Origin of the sequence: Nitrincola tapanii (genome assembly GCF_008368715.1) — a bacterium.
GTDB lineage: Bacteria > Pseudomonadota > Gammaproteobacteria > Pseudomonadales > Balneatricaceae > Nitrincola > Nitrincola tapanii.
In genome coordinates this window covers 335097-355820 of sequence record NZ_SMRS01000001.1, presented here as the reverse complement: position 1 = coordinate 355820, position 20724 = coordinate 335097, and the positions used below count along the sequence as shown (strand labels likewise).

The 20724-nt window shown below is 48.7% G+C and carries 16 protein-coding genes and 1 other RNA gene; 7 read left to right on the top strand and 10 right to left on the bottom strand.

Going from position 1 to position 20724, the window contains the following annotated elements:
* Positions 1 to 29: 29 nt before the first annotated feature.
* A complete protein-coding gene (gene dnaK / locus E1H14_RS01795) occupies positions 30 to 2003 on the bottom strand; it encodes a molecular chaperone DnaK (RefSeq protein ID WP_268814349.1) in 1974 nt (657 codons plus the stop codon).
* A gap of 32 nt (positions 2004 to 2035) precedes the next feature.
* On the bottom strand, positions 2036 to 2629 hold the full coding sequence (gene grpE, locus E1H14_RS01790; RefSeq protein WP_149389731.1) for a nucleotide exchange factor GrpE: 594 nt from the start codon (positions 2627 to 2629) through the stop codon (positions 2036 to 2038).
* A gap of 173 nt (positions 2630 to 2802) precedes the next feature.
* Between grpE and recN the strand changes: the two genes are divergently transcribed.
* Positions 2803 to 4473 carry a DNA repair protein RecN gene (recN, locus tag E1H14_RS01785; RefSeq protein WP_149389730.1) on the top strand — a complete coding sequence of 557 codons (1671 nt, stop codon included), beginning with the start codon at positions 2803 to 2805 and terminating at the stop codon, positions 4471 to 4473.
* Positions 4474 to 4561: 88 nt separating this feature from the next.
* Here the strand turns inward: recN and fur are convergent, their stop codons facing one another.
* Entirely contained in the window at positions 4562 to 4978 is a 417-nt protein-coding gene (fur, locus tag E1H14_RS01780; RefSeq protein ID WP_149389729.1) for a ferric iron uptake transcriptional regulator, read from the bottom strand.
* A gap of 89 nt (positions 4979 to 5067) precedes the next feature.
* Between fur and E1H14_RS01775 the strand changes: the two genes are divergently transcribed.
* Positions 5068 to 5397 carry an outer membrane protein assembly factor BamE gene (locus E1H14_RS01775; protein WP_149389728.1) on the top strand — a complete coding sequence of 110 codons (330 nt, stop codon included), beginning with the start codon at positions 5068 to 5070 and terminating at the stop codon, positions 5395 to 5397.
* A 30-nt stretch (positions 5398 to 5427) separates the two neighbouring features.
* On the opposite strand, the gene E1H14_RS01770 is transcribed toward E1H14_RS01775, so the two are convergent.
* The 3 genes from E1H14_RS01770 to E1H14_RS01760 are packed head-to-tail and all read right to left on the bottom strand — an operon-like array spanning position 5428 to position 7581.
* The gene (locus E1H14_RS01770; protein ID WP_149389727.1) at positions 5428 to 5751 is read right to left on the bottom strand and encodes an RnfH family protein; all 324 of its coding nucleotides are present in this window, start codon (positions 5749 to 5751) and stop codon (positions 5428 to 5430) included.
* A gap of 10 nt (positions 5752 to 5761) precedes the next feature.
* On the bottom strand, positions 5762 to 6193 hold the full coding sequence (locus E1H14_RS01765) for a type II toxin-antitoxin system RatA family toxin (RefSeq protein WP_149389726.1): 432 nt from the start codon (positions 6191 to 6193) through the stop codon (positions 5762 to 5764).
* A gap of 26 nt (positions 6194 to 6219) precedes the next feature.
* Positions 6220 to 7581: a sodium-dependent transporter gene (locus tag E1H14_RS01760; protein WP_149389725.1), complete on the bottom strand. Its 1362-nt coding sequence runs from the start codon at positions 7579 to 7581 to the stop codon at positions 6220 to 6222.
* 125 nt (positions 7582 to 7706) lie between these two features.
* Here E1H14_RS01760 and smpB point away from each other — a divergent pair, with 125 nt between their 5' ends.
* The 5 genes from smpB (at position 7707) to umuC (ending at position 11891) form a co-directional block, all read left to right on the top strand.
* On the top strand, positions 7707 to 8180 hold the full coding sequence (gene smpB / locus E1H14_RS01755) for an SsrA-binding protein SmpB (protein WP_149389724.1): 474 nt from the start codon (positions 7707 to 7709) through the stop codon (positions 8178 to 8180).
* Between the two features lie 47 nt (positions 8181 to 8227).
* Positions 8228 to 8585: a transfer-messenger RNA gene (gene ssrA / locus E1H14_RS01750) on the top strand.
* A gap of 199 nt (positions 8586 to 8784) precedes the next feature.
* Positions 8785 to 10017 (top strand): tyrosine-type recombinase/integrase, encoded by a 1233-nt coding sequence (locus tag E1H14_RS01745; RefSeq protein ID WP_149389723.1) that lies wholly within the window; start codon positions 8785 to 8787, stop codon positions 10015 to 10017.
* Positions 10018 to 10184: 167 nt separating this feature from the next.
* Positions 10185 to 10619, top strand: coding sequence for a translesion error-prone DNA polymerase V autoproteolytic subunit (umuD, locus tag E1H14_RS01740; protein WP_149389722.1), 435 nt, complete (start codon positions 10185 to 10187; stop codon positions 10617 to 10619).
* 3 nt (positions 10620 to 10622) lie between these two features.
* The gene (gene umuC / locus E1H14_RS01735; RefSeq protein WP_149389721.1) at positions 10623 to 11891 is read left to right on the top strand and encodes a translesion error-prone DNA polymerase V subunit UmuC; all 1269 of its coding nucleotides are present in this window, start codon (positions 10623 to 10625) and stop codon (positions 11889 to 11891) included.
* A 170-nt stretch (positions 11892 to 12061) separates the two neighbouring features.
* Here the strand turns inward: umuC and E1H14_RS01730 are convergent, their stop codons facing one another.
* The 4 genes from E1H14_RS01730 to E1H14_RS01715 all read right to left on the bottom strand — a co-directional run bounded on the left by E1H14_RS01730 (position 12062) and on the right by E1H14_RS01715 (position 20382).
* On the bottom strand, positions 12062 to 13078 hold the full coding sequence (locus tag E1H14_RS01730) for a helix-turn-helix transcriptional regulator (protein ID WP_149389720.1): 1017 nt from the start codon (positions 13076 to 13078) through the stop codon (positions 12062 to 12064).
* Positions 13079 to 13370: 292 nt separating this feature from the next.
* Positions 13371 to 17048 carry a DEAD/DEAH box helicase gene (locus E1H14_RS01725; RefSeq protein ID WP_149389719.1) on the bottom strand — a complete coding sequence of 1226 codons (3678 nt, stop codon included), beginning with the start codon at positions 17046 to 17048 and terminating at the stop codon, positions 13371 to 13373.
* Entirely contained in the window at positions 17045 to 18985 is a 1941-nt protein-coding gene (locus E1H14_RS01720) for a phospholipase D family protein (RefSeq protein WP_149389718.1), read from the bottom strand. The genes E1H14_RS01725 and E1H14_RS01720 overlap by 4 nt, the downstream gene beginning before the upstream one ends.
* On the bottom strand, positions 18982 to 20382 hold the full coding sequence (locus tag E1H14_RS01715) for a hypothetical protein (protein WP_149389717.1): 1401 nt from the start codon (positions 20380 to 20382) through the stop codon (positions 18982 to 18984). Before E1H14_RS01715 ends, E1H14_RS01720 begins: the two co-directional genes overlap by 4 nt.
* Positions 20383 to 20724 lie beyond the last annotated feature (342 nt).

Sequence of the window (20724 nt, the reverse complement as noted above, 5' to 3'; positions counted from 1 at the left end):
ACATTACGTTGTAACCTGCTGGCAAACGCTTACTTTTTGTCGTCTTTCACTTCTTCAAATTCAGCATCAACCACATCATCTGCAGGCTGGCCTTCTGCCGCCTCAGCACCTTCCGCTGCCGCCGCATCCGCATACATCTTCTGAGCGACGCTAGAGATTGCTTCAGTCAGCGCTTCCGTTTTGCTTTCGATGTCCGCCTTATCATCCCCTTTCAAAGATTCTTCCAAAGCGGTAATGGCCACTTCAATCTTCTCTTTTTCATCCGCAGAGACTTTATCGGCCGCATCTTTTAAAGTTTTCTTGGCCGTGTGCACCATGGCATCACCCTGGTTACGCGCCTGCGACAGTTCTTCAAACTTCTTGTCTTCTTCCGCATGGGCTTCTGCGTCACGTACCATCTGTTCGATCTCGTCATCACTCAGACCGGAAGAGGCCTTGATCACGATCGACTGCTGTTTGCCGGTCGCTTTATCCTTCGCTGACACATTCAGAATACCGTTAGCATCAATGTCGAACGTCACTTCGATCTGCGGCACACCACGGGGTGCCGGTGGAATATCCGCCAAATCAAAACGACCCAGAGACTTATTCTGGCTCGCCTGCTTACGCTCCCCCTGAACCACATGAATCGTCACCGCGGTCTGGTTATCATCCGCGGTTGAAAACACCTGGGATTTCTTAGTCGGAATCGTGGTGTTTTTCTCGATCAGAGGTGTCGCTACACCGCCCATAGTTTCGATACCCAGCGTCAGAGGCGTCACGTCCAGCAGCAACACATCTTTGACGTCACCGGAGAGCACCGCACCCTGAATCGCCGCCCCAACCGCAACCGCTTCATCCGGGTTCACATCTTTACGTGGCTCTTTACCAAAGAAGTCCGCGACACGCTTCTGCACCAGAGGCATACGCGTCTGGCCTCCGACCAGAATCACTTCTTCGATGCTGGAAACAGACAGACCCGCATCTTTCAGCGCGATACGGCAAGGCTCCAGTGAGCGCTCAACCAGATCTTCAACCAAAGATTCCAATTTTGCCCGTGTCAATTTGACGTTCAGGTGCTTAGGACCGCTGGCATCGGCTGTAATGTAAGGAAGGTTGACATCTGTCTGCTGAGAAGAAGACAACTCAACCTTGGCTTTTTCAGCCGCTTCTTTCAAACGCTGCAGGGCCAAAGGATCGTTGTGCAGATCGATACCAGACTCTTTCTTAAACTGATCTGCCAAATAGTTGATGATGGCCAAATCGAAGTCTTCACCGCCGAGGAAGGTGTCCCCGTTGGTCGCCAAGACTTCAAACTGGTGTTCGCCATCTACATCCGCAATTTCGATAATGGACACGTCGAAGGTACCACCACCCAGGTCATATACCGCGATGGTCTTGTCACCTTTGCCCTTATCCAAACCATAAGCCAAGGCCGCTGCCGTCGGTTCGTTAATGATACGTTTGACTTCCAAACCCGCGATACGGCCTGCATCTTTAGTGGCCTGACGCTGAGAGTCATTGAAATAAGCCGGTACCGTGATCACTGCTTCGGTGATGGTTTCACCGAGAAAGTCTTCAGCGGTCTTTTTCATCTTCTTCAGAACTTCAGCCGAAACCTGAGGTGGGGCCATTTTTTTATCACGCACCGCAACCCAAGCATCACCGTTGTCTGCTTCGATGATTTTATAGGGCACCATTTTGATGTCTTTCTGCACCACATCATCTTTAAAACGACGACCGATCAAACGCTTGATCGCAAACAGGGTGTTGTCAGGGTTAGTTACCGCCTGACGCTTCGCGGATTGACCCACCAGTGTTTCACCATCAGCGGTGAAAGCAATAATAGAAGGCGTGGTACGATCACCTTCAGCATTTTCGATAACACGTGTTTTGTCACCGTCCAAAATGGCCACACAAGAGTTGGTGGTGCCAAGGTCGATACCGATAATTTTAGCCATGTTCTGCTCCGTATTCTGTTGCCCTAACTGGGCGAAATTCTGTCTTAAGGACTTGCTGCCTATATAAGGCCATAGATTTACTTTTCAAGCGTGAATTAGGCTTTTGCAACCATCACCATCGCAGGACGTACCAAGCGGCCATTCAGGCTGTAACCCTTCTGCATCACCGCGACCACGGAATTCGGGGCCGCATCCGGCGCTGGCACCATAGAAATCGCCTGATGTAGCTCAGGATCAAAGGCTTCACCCAAAGGATTCACCACCACCAAGTTAAATTTCGCAACACTGCTTAAGAAGATGCTGAGTGTCATTTCCACCCCTTCACGCAGGGCTTTGACGGCCGCATCATCAGACTGACAGGCTTCAATCGCACGCTCTAAACTATCGAGAACGGGCAAGAGTTCTTGGGCAAATTTTTCCAACGCAAACTTATGTGCCTTTTCAACATCCTGCTCGGCACGGCGACGCATATTTTGAATTTCAGCCGCTGTGCGCAACTGCTGCTCAGCAAGTTCAGTCGTTAAGCGTGCGATTTCGGCCTGTGCCAAAGCCAAGGCATCGGTTTCAGGTTCGGCTTGTGCAGTCACCTCCGGACTTTCCACCACGGATTCTGCCGCCGTAGCCTGGATGTCCTGTTCAGCCTGTTGGGGTGCAGCGGGCTCGACCGGCTTCTGCTGTTCATTCGCCATGCGCAAGTCTCCTGTTGTGCTTGAATTGCAATTAGATAAGCTTGCTTTGCTTTATTGGGCCAGCCGCTTTGAATTCAAGCCCAACCGCGAAGAAGTTTTTCACAAGACTTGCAGGAAAGAGCAAAATGCCCTATACATAAAACACTGTATAAATAACCATGTATGAGATCAGCATGCTCACACAACTTCTGATTCAGAATTTCGCGATCGTCGATCACTTGGACCTAGACCTTAAAGTCGGCATGACGGTCATCAGCGGCGAAACGGGTGCCGGAAAATCCATTATGCTGGATGCACTTGCCCTGGCATTAGGAGATCGCGCCGATAGCGATAGTGTCAGACTGGGTGCAGAACGTGCCGAAATCACCGCGCTGTTTGATCTAGCAGACATCCCGGAAGCACGCGAATGGTTAGCCGCACAGGATCTGGACATGGACAACGAATGTCAGCTGCGTCGCGTGATCACGCGCGAAGGCCGCAGCCGCAGCTATATCAATGGTCAACCCACACCTCTGAATCTGGTACGTGAGCTGGGACAGTTTTTAGTTGATATCCACGGCCAGCACGAACATCAACGCCTGCTGAAAAAAGATTTTCATCGCGTTTTGCTGGATGATTTTGCGCAACAAACCGCCCTAGCACTGGACGTCAAACAGCACTATCAGCACTGGCAAGGCCTACAAAAACGCTTACAACGCCTCACCGATGACAGCGCCGAAAAAACAGCCCGCCTGCAACTCTTAAGCTACCAACTCAATGAACTGAATCAATTGGACTTACGTGAAGGCGAGCTCGAGCAGTTAGAGCAGGAGCAGCAGCAACTGGAAAACGCCGGCAGCCTACTTCAAACTGGACACCAAGTTTTGCAACTCACTGCAGAAGGCGAAGGCGAACAGACAACCTGTTTAGAGCTTCTCAGCCACAGTTTGCAGCTCCTCGAAGGCTTACAAAAATTTTCCCCTTTTCTGCCGCAAGCTGCCGACATGCTGAGCAGCGCCCAAATCCAAATAGAAGAAGCCAGCCGTGAGATTCGCCACTTTATCGATCAGGTTGAGATGAATCCCGAACGCTTACAAGAAGTAGAGGAGCGCTTAAGCAGCATCTATGACATCGCACGCAAACACCGTGTCGCACCGGAAGCACTCTGCGCCCTGCATCGCCAGTTAGAGGCGGAAATGGCCGGTTTAGAGCAATCGGATGAAGCGATTGAACAGCTGCAACACGAAGCCGATCAAGCACGCCTGCGTTTTCTTCAACAGGCACAGCAACTCAGCCAGAAACGCAGCAGCGCTGCCCTAGCCTTAAGCCAAGCGGTCGATCAGCAACTGCACAGCCTCGGCATGGCTTCTGCACATTTTCGCGTACAACTGACGCCGCTCGATAGCCAACACGCCGGTGCACAGGGCTTAGAAGAGGTGGAATTTCTGATTAGCACCAATAAAGGCCAAAGCGCCAAACCACTCGCTAAGGTTGCGTCAGGCGGTGAACTATCACGTATCAGTTTAGCTATTCAGGTGATTACCGCACAAACCTCGTCCACACCGACACTGGTATTTGATGAGGTGGATGTGGGCATTGGTGGCGCAATCGCGGAAGTGGTCGGGCGCTTATTAAAGGAGCTGGGGCAGCGCACGCAAGTCCTTTGTGTGACCCATCAACCTCAGGTCGCCGCTCAGGGCGATCAGCATCTGCACGTCAGCAAAATCGATTTAGAGCATGCAACGGCGACACAGATCCAAACGCTAGAATCTGATGCCAGAATTCAAGAAATTGCACGTATGCTCGGCGGCATCGAGCTGACATCCACCACATTGAAACATGCAAAAGAGATGCTCAAACACTAAAGGTCGGACTGAAGATTTAGACGGTGTTGGAGGAGAAGCGGCACAGATGGCGGTTAAAGACCACCATCTGTATCAGGACAGAAAGATCTTACTTGTCGTCGTTAAAATGGCCGTAGAGATAAAGGGTACGATCCGTGATCGTGAAGCCGGCATTTTCGGCAATTTCATCTAATAAGGCATTTAAACGTGGATCGGTGAACTCATTCACGCGACCGGTTTTGACACACACCATGTGATCATGATCATCATCTCGGGCCAATTCAAACACAGAATGACCACCTTCAAAATGGTGACGAGATACAAGACCGGCGGACTCAAACTGAGTTAACACACGGTAAACTGTGGCCAAGCCCACATCTTCACCCTGCTCCATCAGCATCTTATAGATATCTTCAGCACTGAAGTGCTCACCTTCACCAGCGCGTTCGAGCAACTGATAAATTTTCACTCGAGGCAAGGTCACTTTTAGACCTGCTTTACGGAGTTCCTGATTTTCAAGTGCCATAATCTATCTCTATTCACTATGCGGTTTGGGATATGCAGTGGTAGACTTCATTATCATTGTTTACGCTGCAAAGTGGAAGTTATTTACAAATGCGAAAGATCCTGATTCTCCTGAGCGCCACACTTCTTTTGAGCGGTTGTTTCCCCGGTGTTTACAAAATAGACATCCCACAAGGCAATGTAGTCACCCAGGAAATGGTGGATCAGTTACGCCCCGGCATGACCCACAACCAGGTGCGTTACATCATGGGTACTCCTCTGGTTACCGACACCTTTACGGATAACCGTTGGGACTATCTCTACAGCTTAAAACCTGGCTCAGGCCCACGTGTTCAAGAACGCATTACGCTGTATTTTGAAGAAGGTGTTCTGGTGCGCTTCAGCGGTGATTTCAAACCCACTGGTGCGACCAACCCTTAAAAGCTATCACCTCTGAGTCGATGCTACCTCTTAAGAGCTGGCATCTTTTTCCGCCGCTTCTTGAGCTTCACGAGCGGCCTTCTCCGCTGCTTTACGCGCACGAATCTCCTTCGGATCGGCCAATAAAGGACGATAAATCTCCACTCTATCCCCAGGATTGAGCAGAGTGGTCTTTGGATCTTTCACGGCCTTGCCAAAAATTCCCATCGGATCGGTCTCTGGCTGAATTTGCGGAAAGCTTTCAAAAATACGCGACAGAATCACCGCCTCATAGACCGTGCAATCTTCTTTCACATTTAAGCGCACAATTTTCTGCTCATCTGGCAGCGCATAGGCCACCTCAACACTCATCATCACTTACGCCTCAGCCATAAAGTTTATCGGCTCTTTCGACAAAGATATCCACCATCGTTGTCGCCACGCTATTAAACACCTTGTTCATTGCCAAGTTCGCCAGCTTGCCGGAAAAGTTAAACTTCATGACAAACTCAACCTTACACGCCTCTTCATTCAAAGGCGTAATGGTCCAACCGGCACTAAACTCAGAGAAAGGCCCTTCCACCAGCTCCATGTCCATTAACAACGGACGCTGCTTACGATTGCGCGTCGTGAAACTGTAGCTTAATCCCGCTTTCGAGACATAAAGCTTGGCTTCTATCATCTCTTGCGTTTCGGCCAGCAGCTCGGTTTTTGAGCACCAGGGCACAAACTCGGGATAACGCCGCACATCGTTGATCAGATCAAACATCTGCTCTGCAGTGTGCAGCACTAAAGCACTTCGATACACCTCAGCCATCCGACTCGGCCCTATCTTCTACAAAATTAAATAATATTATACAGATTCGCGACAAAGATGATCCCCAGCGCAGCCGGGACTAAATAACGGATCGCAAAATACCAGGCCAAGTAGAGCCAGGTTTGTTGTAAATGCAACTCGCTCTCAGTCACACGCCGGCTCAATTTCCATCCTACAAAAATCGCCAAGCCCAATCCCCCCAGAGGTAGAAACAAATTACTGGTAAAGTAATTCAGCCAATCAAACAGATTGCGCGAGAAAAAACGCAAACTCGACATGGTTTCAAACGAAACTAGCACCGCCAAACCCAGCAGCCAAGCCAACACACCCCAGATGAGCGCAGCCTGCCAACGCATGACTTTAAAGCGCTCAACCGTCCAAGCCGTGACCGGCTCCATCAAGGAGATGGCCGAAGTCAAAGCAGTCAAACCCACCAAGATAAAGAACACAAAACCCAATACCTGCCCTGCTGGCATCTGCGCAAAAGCAACAGGCAAGGTAATGAACACCAACCCAGGCCCCGAAGCAGGATCTAATTGACTGGCAAAAACGATGGGGAAAATGGCCAAACCGATCATCAAGGCGATCAAGGTATCCAGCAAACCTATCCACAGCACACTACGCCCAATGGAATCCCGACGCCCCATATAAGCGCTATACATCATTATCGCCCCCATCCCCAGCGACAGGGTAAAAAAAGCATGCCCCATCGCCACCAATACACTCTGGGGCGTCACTTTCTCCAGATCAAAATGAAACAGATAGACCAATGCGTGTTTAAAATAGCCCGTATTGGCGGCATAAATTAATAAAAGTAACAATAAAAAGAAGAGCGCCGGCATCATGATCCGCACCGCTCGATCCAAGCCACGCCGCACGCCCAATGCCAACACCGTCATGACCACCCCAACAAAAGCACTATGCCCCAGAATTAACCTTTCGGGGCTGACCAGCAGTGCCTCAAAGTAGCGCGACGTTTGCTGAATGCCGGCACCGGCTAGCACACCTTTCGCCATGGCGGGGATGTAATGCAGAATCCAAGCGGCAACCACGGAGTAAAAAGAGAAGATCAAGAAACCTGTCAGCATGCCCAACCAACCTAGAAGCTGCCAACGCGGAGAAACACTGGTTTCACGTGCGCACAGAGCAATGGCATTCACTGGACTCAGGCGCCCACGACGCCCAATCAACACCTCTGCCATCATCAACGGCAGGCCGATTAAAACGACACAGAGCAGATAAATCAGGACAAAGGTGCCGCCGCCATTTTCCCCGGTGATATAAGGAAACTTCCAAATATTGCCTAAGCCCACAGATGAGCCCAGCGCCGCCAGGATAAACACCCAGCGATGCGACCAGCGCCCGTGTATCGAAGTTGTACGCTGCATAAGCTCAAGCTGCACTCTGCGAAAATAAGGTGCAGGGATTGTTGAACTTTCCCGCGCCTTTGACAAGCCACATGCGCCGGCAAATGTCGCTTTCAAAGCCGCAAGCGCATCGATATAATGCCGCCATGTCAAAAAAGAAAGCTAAACCTACCAGCGCCACCATCTGCCAAAACAAGAAGGCACGTCATGAATACAGCATCGAACAAAAGTTCGAAGCAGGCATGGTGCTGACCGGGTGGGAGGTCAAAAGTCTACGTGATGGACGCGCCCAACTGGTCGATTCCTATGTTGTGTTAAAAAATGGCGAAGCCTGGCTAGTCGGCGCACACTTCACACCGTTAATTCAGGCTTGCACCCACGTTGTGGCTGATCCGCGTCGTGATCGCAAACTGCTTTTGCATAAGCGTGAAATCGACAGGCTCGTAGGTGCAACACAGGCCAAGGGCTATACCTGCGTGGCACTTGCGCTCTATTGGAAGCAAGGCCGTGTAAAATGTGAAATCGCCTTAGTGAAAGGCAAGAAGCTGCATGACAAACGTGCCGCTGAAAAAAATAAAGACTGGGAGCGCCAAAAACAGCGCGTGATGGCCGCTCAGTAAAGCCTGCTTGTATTTGCAACGGACTGTAGTATACTCGCGGGTCTTCCGGGGGTGACTTGGCTTCGACGCTGATTACGAACCCTTGGGTGCATGCCGAGAACGTGATGATTCTCGTAAATCCCTCATCACACAGTTATAGTTGCAAACGACGATAACTACGCTCTAGCTGCTTAAGTCAGCTAGCGCCGCACTCTAAGGTGTCTGTAACTCAGAGGTTCGCGGTGTCATATGAGACAGAATCGCCCGGATGCTTCGCCTTAAGCTGAACGGTTAAAACTAAAAAGGCTCGCCCTAAACACCCTGGCTCTCGGGTCGTGATGGGTTAACTCAATAGAGATGCCTAAGCATGTAGGTCCTGAGGCAGAGGATTGGCGGACGCGGGTTCGAAACCCGCCACCTCCACCACATACCCTTCACACCCATTCCCAGACAGTCTTGAACCCCTTGAAACATAAGGCATCAAAGCCTATTCTCAGTTTCAGACAATCCCAACAAGTGCCACCAAATCCAGGGCATAATGGGGGCATCTCTGGGGGCAGATCACCGACTTGAATTTCTCATGCCCCCAAACTGATGCCCCCTCTCGAATTGAGGAGAGGGCGACATGCCACTTTCAGACCGTCAGATCAAAGCTGCTAAACCCCAAGAAAAGACTTACCGCCTGAGCGATGAAAAGTCTCTGTACTTAGAAATCACTCCTACCGGGGGCAAATACTGGCGCTTAAAATTCCGCATTCATGGAAAAGAAAAACGTCTTGCGATTGGTGTATACCCTGATGTGAGTCTGGCCGCCGCCCGTGAACAGCGAGACATTGCCCGCCAGCAACTGATGCAAGGTATCGACCCCAGCGCAGCCAAGAAGGCTCAGAAGCAGACTGGCCGCGAAGCCGCAGAAAACAGCTTTGAGATGATCGCCCGTGAATGGTTTTCTATACGCATGAGCGATAAATCAGAAGGGCACCAAGCCCGGACAATACGAGCGCTGGAAAAGCACCTGTTCGGATCAATCGGCAACCGTCCTATATCAGAGATCAGTGCGCTCGACCTGCTGCCGGTACTTCGCAAGATCGAGGACAAGGGCCACGTAGAAACCGCGCACCGAGTAAAGCAAGTGGCTGGGCAGGTATTCCGGTATGGCATTGTGACTGGCCGTTGTGAGCGGGATCCATGTACGGATCTTAAAGATGCATTACGACCCACCAAGAAAAACCACTTCGCAGCAATTACAGATCCAAAAGAACTTGGACGCTTACTGGTTTCTATCGACGAATACACTGGTACTCCGGCTGTTATTGCCGCACTGAAATGCTCTGCGCTTTGGTTCTGCAGACCAGGTGAGCTTCGTCACGTTCGCTGGGATCAGATAAACTGGGATGAAAAACGCATTGAGATTACCGCCGAGAAAACACACCAACAGCACATCATCCCTCTAGCACGGCAAAGTATCGAGATTTTGGAAAGCCTTAAGCCTATTACGGGGCGTAGTCAATTCGTCTTCCCAAGCGCCCGAGGTGCCAGCCGCCCTATGTCAGACGGGGCTGTGCGTATCGCATTGCGAGGAATGGGCTACGACAGAGAAACACATACAGCACATGGTTTTAGAGCCACTGCGCGCACCCTACTGGATGAAGTCCTGAACTATCGGATCGAGTGGATAGAGCAGCAGCTTGCCCACGAAGTAAAGGATGCGAACGGGAGGAGCTATAACAGGACCAAACATTTGGATCAACGGCGAGAAATGATGCAGCATTGGGCTGATTACATGGATCAATTAAAATCGGCAGCTGGTAAAAACAATGTGATTTGTGCCATCGAAACCAAGAAGGCCTCAGCATGATTGAAGCCAGATGGCACCTAGTAAATCTCATCCTCTCATAGCTGGGTCACTTAGGCTGCCCCTCTGTTGCATGCTGTGAATCCAAAACCGCGAGTTGATAACACTCGAATCCTTTTGATATCTCTCTTATACTGTATATATAAACAGTATCCGCTTAGGTGTCTTTTATGACCGTCACTTTATTAGGATCAGTCGACGTAGACGCACTCAGTAAAACAGCCGTCCCGTTTTACAGCGAATCGGTTCCCTGTGGCTTTCCGAGTCCTGCCGCAGGCTATGAGGATACGCGTCTTGATCTGAATGAACTCTGCATCCCCCGCCCGTCTTCAACCTATATGGTGCGCTGTGATGGCGATTCGATGAATGGGATCGGTATCTTCGCGGGCGACATCCTGGTAGTTGATCGTTCGATCAAAGCCAAGCATGGCGATACCGTTGTAGCAGCGGTTGATGGCGCTTTTACCGTCAAAACGCTGGCATTAAAACCCAAAGTACAACTGTTACCTCAAAATCGACGGTATGCACCGATTGAGATCAAAGAGGGATCTGACTTACAGCTCTTTGGGGTGGTGACACACCTAGTGCGAGCCATGCAGAGGTAGCGCATGCCAATCTATGCCTTATGTGACATGAACTCCTTCTATGTCAGCGCTGAGTTGTTGTTTCGTCCTGACTTGGTCGATAAGCCCTGCATTGTTTTATCGAATAATGATGGTTGTGCGGTCGCTCGCAACGCACCCGCGAAAGCGCTCGGCATTAAGATGGGCGCACCGCGATTTGAGATAGAAGAGATCATTCAAGATCACGGCGTGATCACCTTTAGCTCGAATTACACCCTCTACGCCGATATATCCAATCGAGTCATGACGACCCTTGAGCGTTTGGCACCGAGTGTATTCATTTACTCAATCGATGAAGCCTTTCTCGACTTATCCGGCATGGAAAATCTAGGCTCACTGGCATCCTACGGAAGATCCGTTGTAGATACCGTGAAAAGAGAGGTCGGCATCCCTTGCTGTCTTGGCATATCCACCACCAAAACTTTGGCAAAACTGGCGAACCAAGGTGCTAAGAAATACCCTAAGACAGGCGGTGTAGTCGACCTAACCGATCCACAACGCCAACGGCGCTTGATGGCCATAACCGATGTGGGTGATGTCTGGGGCGTGGGCCGACGCATTGGCAAACGGCTTAAGGCGTTAGGGATTTCTACCGCGTTGGATTTGGCCGATGCAAACCCTGCATGGATTCGAAAACACTTCTCTGTAGTACTCGAACGCACTGTTAGAGAGCTTAACGGAATTGCCTGTATTCCCTTTGATGACAACCCACCCCACAAAAAACAGATCTTCGTGTCACGCTCGTTCGGGCAACGTATCACGCAGTTATCCGATATGCGCCAAGCAATCAGTAGCTATATGACTAAAGCCGCTGAAAATCTGCGTAACGAGGGTATGAATGCCGGCATGGTGACAGTGTTTCTGCGCACCAATGTTTTTAATCAGAACCAGCCTCAATACTCCAATAATGTGTCCAGAACCTTGATGCATCCCTCTAGTGATACACGCGTGCTTGTTACCGTCGCCAACGAACTGCTCAGTAGTATCTGGAAAAGAGGCTATGCATTTATGAAGGCGGGCGTCATGCTCAGCGACTTTTATGAGCAGTCGATTTCACAACAGGGATTATTTGATGTGGCGCCTATTGATAGCCGATCCACACAACTGATGGCCACCTTAGACAAGATCAATCGCCAGAAAAAAGGCCAGGTGGTCTTCGCTCGGGATGGTGTTTCACAAAGCTGGCAGATGAAGCGTGAAAACCTATCGCCCTGCTACACAACGCGGTGGAGTGATTTACCGAAAGTACGGTGACCGATGAGGAGTTTACCTGGAACTACGAAAAAATCTTGTATCGTTGCTCTTCAGTCAGCTGCCGATAACTCATGTGGAAAAACCGTTTTTTTGGTCGAAAAAATGCTAAAACATTTCGGCGGTTGGCCTTCTTCCGATTTGATTCAGCACATAAGTGTTGCGGTTATTATCTAAATTGAAGAATCAATATATTGTTGATGCATAGTTTTGATGAGATCTGCTATCCTAATTCTTAGTTGTAGTGGCTCAAGAACATAAATATCCCCCCCAAACCCCATCACCCACCACTGCGTCTGTAAGTCATCCGGAACTATGGCTTTTAGAGTGATCCATCCATCATCGTCTGGTTCAGACAATGACTGCTGCTGACTCAAGGGTGTCTCGGATAGCAACCAGGCTATTTCTGGCCGTATCTTGGCCACCAACTCTATGTCTTGTTCACCTAGTCGATAACCAAATACACCTTTCTTTAAGTATTCATCAATATCAAAATCTAGCAGTGGCTGATAGACAAGACTGCTTTGTTTAACCAGTTTGATGCGATGAAGAGCAAAATGTCTGATGTCTTCATAGCCATCTACAGTGGCGAGTAGGTAAGTCACACTGTGCCTAACCACTAGACCGAGTGGATGAAGTGTTAGCTGTTTTTCCTCCATTTTTGCTCGGCTTAAGTAGGTCACATCTAAGGCGATGCCTTTTAGCAGTGCATCGGTTACTTCTGCCCAGATAGACGAGTTAATTGGAGCCGGAATCAGCGCTTTACCGTTAGGAATAGCTTTGACATGTCGAGCCCAATCACTAAAACCACTTTCTTTCAATTGTTCTAGGTATTTTCGAGCGGCAGTAAACTGGTTATTGAGCTGAACGATGGCCACTTGAGGAAGCAAACCTTTGAGGTACTCTTCAGCAAGTACTAGTGTAAGCGCCGTGGGTGTGTCGAGAGCAGGAAGGTTACTTTTGAATGCAGAGTCGAATGACCAGCGATAAGGTTTTTGAGACTTATCACAGAGCAAAGGGAAGTTGTTCGACATTTTCTCAAGGTCACGCTGAACACTTCTCAGGTCAACTTGAAACCCACGTTCCTCTAGCAAGGCCTGCAGCGTCGGTGTGGCTCTATAACCCGGTAATCTAGGTATCAGCTGAAGCAACGTGAGATACCTAAACAAAGTATTGTGCTGACTACTCATCCTGATACCATTACATGTTCCTAATTAATTCATAATAACTATTGAGTCCGAATAATACAAAAAAGACTTAAGTCGAAAAAATATTGATTTGATCGATTATTAGACATGTGTTTATGATTACAAAACCAAACACAGTTCTTGCGTAATTGAGCACTGTTTCAAAACAATGTAACTGTTAGCTGTCTCAATTGTTTTAGACATAAGACGCAAAAAGATCTAACAAACCTATATAAATCCAATCGCACGACTTCGACCCAACGTAAAGTAGTGTTAGCAACCATAGGAAAATTGGTTAATTATTCTCCTGCTCTTTAGAGGGAGATTGCGATATGACATAACTAAACCAGCGCTGAAGCAATCTCCGTTGTGTTTGTTGATTGACTGCTGCAGGGGCACACAAGCCAACTCTCAACGCCATTTCATCTTTCTGCTGCGGCTGCCAACAAAAATTCATGAAAGGCAAACGGCTATTCAGCATTAAGCACTTGACGATCTTACATTCTTCAGTAACAGTATCAAGACAGAATATTTTCAGCAGGTCTTTAATTCTGTCAACAGATACAGTGTTTTCGAGATAGTCAGCCTGCCCGTGGAGTGCTTCCAGGCTTTTCCAATCAACCAAGTTTGATGACGGATCTCCAGAAAAGCTTTCTGGCAAGGGAGCAGGGCCGGGAATACGCTGACTCTGATCAATGTGCTGTTCAATGCTCGCCTCCTGGGACAAATAACTTCTCAGCTCATTCGTAAAATCAGCCACTTCCTCTAACCCCTGCCGGATCACGTGAGGCGACAGTACAGCTGGTTCATTAGCCCGCATCAGCAACGGGTAATTCAAGCGTGTATTCAGGAAGAACGGGTGACCTTTTTCTTTTTCAAGCGCAAGGCGGACTAGAGGGTATTTTGAGCTTAACTCAGCTATCTTCTTGTCTAGTTCAGTCTTGCAAAGTTGTTCGATATTTTTAAAGTTGGCCACATGGGCACTGAGGGAAACGATATAAACGGTTTCCGTGACCAAGGCGGACAGTCTCGGCATAAAACCAAGCGTGACGAATATCGGTGGCGTGTTGGATTGCGAGTGCGGCTGGCTAGTGGTCAGGTCAATTTTCAGAAGTGGTCTGGGAGCGGTCTGGCTGGTGTCGACCGGCTCAACCTTTCCATCTTTTTCTTTAATCGCCTCCTTAAACCAGGCTGCCACTTGATCATCCAAAGCTTTTCCAGTTGCGAACTTCACAGGGTAGGAGTCTGGCTGGTCAAATTTTGCTGGATAGGGGTCAGTAATGCCTATCTGCTCTATGGGCACTGGCGTTCGCAAATATTCTTTCCAGTTTTCCAGAGAAGTTGTTTTGACCTCCGGATCAAAGTCACTTTCCAAGCATAAGTCCATACGATCTTCAACCGAGCGCTTTCTTTCAATAAAAGAAGCCACCTGGTCTTCATCAACCGAGTTTTGAAGAAAAGGGTAATGGATGCCGAGCTCCCGTTCCGGCACACCTTGCTCAAGCTTGCGGTGAACACAGCCAAAGAGTCGATCCAGACGGCCTACTCGCTGTTCATTGTCACCCGGCGAGCCCGGCAATCCATAATGATGCACCTGGTCGCAATTAAGATGCAGGTTCACCCCTTCCTGAAACACGGAAGTAGCAACCAGAACATGGGGGTAAAAGGGACTGTTAAAACCAATCATCAGTCGCTTGCGGGAGTGGCCACTTTCACCGCTGGCATACCAGGCAGGGCTCGTCAGCCCAGTGAACACACTCCAGTCATTACGCCAGTCACTCAGTTTCTTACCCGCTATTTTTTCACAAACACTCTCAAAGGTTTCCAGTGCTGCAATGAAGTAAGCCAGCATCCGCGAACCTTTAATCTTTGGCTTAACAAAACCAAAAAACTCCTGATAGCTCTTCTGAGCATCAACTGAGACTCCAGTATCCCTTCGAAACTCAACAAACCATGAGTAAATTTCTACTATGACGGGGCTGGCATAAAGAAAGCCGACTTTCACATAGTTGGAAAAGTGTTCAGCGACTGCTTTATCTTCTTTGGCCCAACGCTCAAGCTTCTCGCGCAGATGGCTAGGAAGCCCTTCGGTCAGCAGCGCCCAGACACTGAAGAGCGTCCTATTTTTATCAAAGAGCTTATCGGGCTTCCGAAGATCACCCACAGCTGCACGCAAATCTGTGGGACTATCCCAGGCTTTAAAACGGCAGTACTCAGCGGCTTTTTTATAGTTCGGCTTTTTACCTTCTGAACCCTCGTTGCTGTAATAATATTGATACCCCCCTTTCAGGTAGTCACTGGAAGGCTCTAAAAATAGTGAAAACAAGCTGTCAGGCCGTATGAAGCGCAAACGGACAAGCGTAGCGTCTGTTTGCCCACCTACCTCTTTCTTTTTCGCTACAAAGAGCTCTGCAATCCGTGAACTGAGGTGGCTCTCCTCAGCAATACCTTCATCTGAGCCTTCATCATCATGTATCCCGGTTTCAGACTCCCCCCTGGCTTTGACATACTGTTTAAAAGCCTCCCTTGAATGCCAAGAGGTTTGATCTAATTCTACCGACGAGCCGGTGTCACCCCAGGCATGAGCGATTTCTTGCCATAGCAACTGGTCATAGCGCTCATTGAGCCTCTGTGTCAGCTCTCTGACTGAAGGAATCCTGCGTACAAAGATCAGATGCTTATAGTTATTGGATTGAATGGAATCAGGTGCTGGTAAACTGGCGACGCATTCCTGAATCAAGGAGTCATATTTAGGATGCTTGGGTAACTGCCCAGTTTTTTTCTGATAACTGGCAGTCAACGCCATAATCAACTCGGTATCCGCTGCCCTGGAAAAGCTGGTTTTATTCTCTTCACCAACACCCTGTACATCGTCCTCTTGCTGGTTCACCCTAAAAGACTCAAACCCCTCAAGGTAGCCATACATCAAGCGAATTCTTTTACCACGCTCTTTACTTGCCCGTGCTTCAACCAGTCGTTTCTGGTAAAGCGCAAAGAACCCTTCCTCTTCAGGACTATTGAATTCTGCGGGCAAGGCCTTTTCACGGCGGTAATGCAGTTTACTGTAGGACTTATCCCCCGCTTCAAGCACTCGCATACGACGCAAACCATATTGCGTCAGGTAGTCTCTGGCACGCTCTGCTTTTTTATCGTGTTTGTAAATAGCGGGAATAAAATAACCCAGAATATTGCCCACATCATCCAGGCGGCTGTGTGTTGGGGTTGCGGTGAGCAACAATACTTTTTGAGCCAAAGGCGGATTCGGATCACTGCCGAAGAAGGCTTTGGCAGCTTCGACCTTTTGAGAGCCACCCCTGACATTTCGAAGATAGTGCGCTTCATCAATGATGAGCAAATCAAAGCCCTCAGCACCTATGACTTCTGCATTCTTGATTTGTTTGTGGATTTCACCTGCTATTTGCCCCACCAGAATTTGAACAGCTTCTGACTTTCCATCCTTGACCTTTTCCCTGTCCTCCTTGGTAAGCAGGTGACTCAGGGCATGAATAGTGGTTAGGTAAAGGTGTGCAGTGCCCAGCTCAACCTGCTCTGCTAGATGCGTTAAAGATCCACAAACCTGAACACTGGGAATGGGGTCGCCATCCACGCCACTTTTTACTTGGTGATCGGTATGCGGATAGTGCCTGGTCACCAGATCAGAAAATTCACGCTTCCAGTTGAAGCAGAGGTCACGGTTAGGTGCCATGACTAGAATTCGGGCATCAGGTTTGATTTTCCAAAGCAGGGCTGCAACACCAAGGGCCTGGAAGGTCTTACCGGTGCCCACTTCATCAGCCAGAAGTGCAACTCCCTGACTAGATAATAGATTCCACAGGTAGGCAACGCCTTCAATTTGTTTGGCTGGCATCGAGTGTTTCTGGTCAGCTGGATCGACCCCCTCCTTTGCCTGCCCAAAATCGATCCATTGAGCCACTGTTTTCGGTGTGAGATAACCCCAAAATGGCTGGCTCATTTTGTGCCCTCGCTGGTTGATCTCGAATACTCTTCTTCAAGCCATTCCTGGTAAACGTCGGAGAGCTCTTTTGGCAAGCTTGGCAGCCTGATTTTAAGATTACTCAAACACTGAGCCAAAGAGCCTTCGGCTTCCCCGCCAAGTTTTTTATTGCGGTCACTTGCCTTAGCCACCAGTAGATTCACTTCCTGCACCAGAAACCAGTTAAAGAGGCTTGGCTGTTCTGCCTTAATGCGTGCCTTTACTTTCTTGTGAAGCTCTAGTAGACACCCAGGCCTTATTCTCACCCAACGATCCAAGGTTTGCGGGTCTTTAACGTTCTCCAAGGTCTGTGCGTAATGCTGGCTGAAAGAAAACATTCGAAAGTAGCTCAGCTGATCTTGCTTACTTTTCGGTTCAGCCGTGGTTGCCATCAAACTTTCACCGGCTTCCTCTTGTTCGCCTTCATCTTGAACTCGGTAGGGCGCGCTATCTTCAGTGGGGTTGCCACCGGACAGCTCAAAGGCATCAAAAAGCTCTTTTAGCCCTGGGTACTCCTGGGCTCTTCGATAACCCGTATGCAACTCAATAATCAGACCAGCATATTGGTTCTTATCCAGCATGGCGGTGTAGCTACGTTGCTTGAGCAGTGCCTGAACTTCTGACACTTCAGCCTTGCCCTCTAGCCTAACTTCACCTTCTGGATTTTCAGCTTGCCAGTATAGAATCATCTCATGGGCAAGATCTGGCAGCGTTAATGTCAGAGGTTGAGGTTTTTCGGAACCAAGCCAAATGCCCTTCACGCTATAGGTGCTGTTCGACCAGTCAAAAAACACCTGGATATCAAAGGGCGGGGTTGGCGGAACAGTCAGGCTTTCTTCATCAAGCAGAGCCTGACTCGCAAATCGACTTTCATTCACCTCCAGCGGTTGTCCGAGGTAAACCTCAAGATCCGTTTTGCTGTCATGAAAAATAAGACCTGCCTCAATATTGCAGTGTTTGTCCTGCCCTTTGACCAGATTGCTTCCCGGTTGAGTAAAGTTCCATGACCCGACAGCTCTTCGGCTCGGTGTTTTCCAAAGCTTGGCATGCGTCATGGCACACTGATCGTCTGAGTCAGCTCCTGATGTAAGAGGGTTAAGAAAGAAACCTAACTGCTGTTGCTCACAGAGCCTTTTTAAGTTTTCGTGCCACCCCGTTCTGATATATTGGTTTTGCACGAGATCAGGCACCAGGCGTACCCAAGAAAACCGCTCTTTCAGCAGCGCTTCTACAAATCTACTGAGATCGCGTGGGAAGTAGGGTGACCAGACAGCAAGGGACTCTCCCTTTTCATCAGCAAGCTGATCTAAAAAGGGTTTGCCCGCTAGGCTATGGCAGAAAACAGGGGCTTGTGAAGAAGAGCCGGAAGGCATTGGAAAGTCTTGAGGAAAAGCCTCACCTACATGGCTCAATAAGGGCTCAAAGAAGCTGCGGATAGAGGCTGCCAAGCCACCATCATCAACTGGAACAAAAGAAAAAACCTCGCGGTTTCGCGCCCAACCGCTGATTGTCAAGTTGGCGCTGCCAGCGCCAAGCTGAGCCCCATTAGTTCCCTCAATGTAAATCACCTTGGGATGAAAAAGGCTATCTTTGGTGAATTTTACTGACTCATTGGAAGCAAGCCGTTCGGGCACTACCGTATGCACCGGCAAGGCCGTACGCTTATTCTGGCTCAATTCAACAAAATGCTTATCACAAAAAACACGAACATCTAGGTTCTTTTCACCCAGCACCTGCTGCATGGCTTCGTAATCCATTCGCGTCCTTGGCTTTTTTTCCAAATGCGAAGCATGCAGGATCAACGGCAGGAGATAGGTTTCTACCAACTCAATATTCAGGTTAAAGGTGGTCATCCAGACACGCTTAACCTCGCCGACCAGTTTTATTGCTGTTTCAAACTCTTTCAATAGTTTCATACACCGTCACCTAAACCCGTCAACAGATGACGAAATTCACGCAGGTAGTAGGTGTTGACCCATCCAGATACATTTTCCTTATCCAGCGGGCTTGAGGTGCGTCCATAATTAACGACCTCGGACTGTTCTAGCCGCAGCCAGGGCAACTGTCCTCGCTGCCCCATAATTTCAGCGTGATATTCCAGTAGAGACTCAAGCTGACTAGTCACGCTTGGCTGCTTTGCAGCACTTAACAGCTTGCCCAAGCGCTTTTTGCCGGTTGCATTCAATGGCTCCTGAATAGCAGATGTCCTCTCAATACTTAAAGCTAAATCAGGCAGGGTGTTGTCGTATAGCCCTAGCTTTTCCCAGCTCGCTTTAATGTCATCTAGGCTTTGCGTTTGTTTCTGCTGAGCAACTCGAAACAACAGGTCCAGTTTGGTCAAAAAAGGCTCTATCGTCAGGACATAGTCAATTTTTTCTCTTTCGGTATCATCTGCAACCATCTTTTGTTGAGCCAGACTAAAAACCTCTTGAGGCTTGACGGAGCCGTTTTCTTTCGAGATTTCCGCGATGGCTTGTGCAATGGCTTTTGCAGCGCCTTCATTCAATCCAGTCACCGACAGCCAGAAATCACGGCTTATTCTCCCTACATTCTGACTGGTTTTAAAAACTTCACGATAAGCTTGTTTTAGATCCTCAGGGACTTCTGCCCAACGCAATTGCTTGGTGTTTTTTTCTAGGGGCACCAGCTCTTTCAAGTGCTCCACCGCTTTCTCAAAGCAACTCTTTAGCTGAGTTTTTTTATCTAACAGCTTATGGAATTCATCCCAAAGTCGATCAGCTTTTGGACCAGTGTAACTATAGCTGGAGTTGAAAAACCCCATATTAACAAAAGGTGTTTTATAACGACCACTAACGCCAAGACCAAGCTGACGAACTAGCAGAAAGTCCTCACCCTCTTTCATGTTACCGTTAAATATCAGCTCTGGGTTCTTATCCTCTTTATCCAAGTTGGTGTGGGCAGTAGAACTCCCATACAAGTTGGTGTGAGCCTTAGAACTCCCAAGAATACCCTGGGTTTGTACTTCAGGATCGGTCGAACTGACTAGAGCGTAGGTAACAAGGTTTTCAAGATAAATCAAGCAGGCGTGGACAAATTGCAGGCTATCCTTCCAATCAGCCTGAAAGGTTTCATCCCTTTGCAGGTAGCGAATCACACCGTGATGCAGAAGATTCAGCGTGTAATTGCGGACATCGTTAGATACAGAGTTCAAGCGACCCTTGAAAATTTTCTGGCCATACGAAGACCAGATTACTAGCTGTCCCAATGGGTCTAAGTATGTTTCACCACCAATATCATCATTATATTCTGTGACAAAGGCTTTAAAAAAACTCTGATCAATTTGAGTTGACACCTAGCACTCCTCGACCGATTGGCAAACAAACCTTAAACATATATAAACAGATATTCCCAGTCACCAGCAATGTTAACTTGTTGTTTAATTGGAATATGTCGACCCACAGCTAACGCACAATTTTGCGTTCGGTGTGCGCAATGGCAACCCACATTTGTTGCAGTCTGGACCATAGTGGTTGAGTTGAAAATATTGGATCAAATGCCAGTCCTCGAATGGAAGATTACCATTCGTAAGTGTGTTGTAGGCATCCACCATCTTTTTGTGCAGGATTATTGCGGCTTGTTGTTTTGAAATACCCTTACTCTGCAATGCAATAGTGTTTGCCAGCGTACCTTCAGA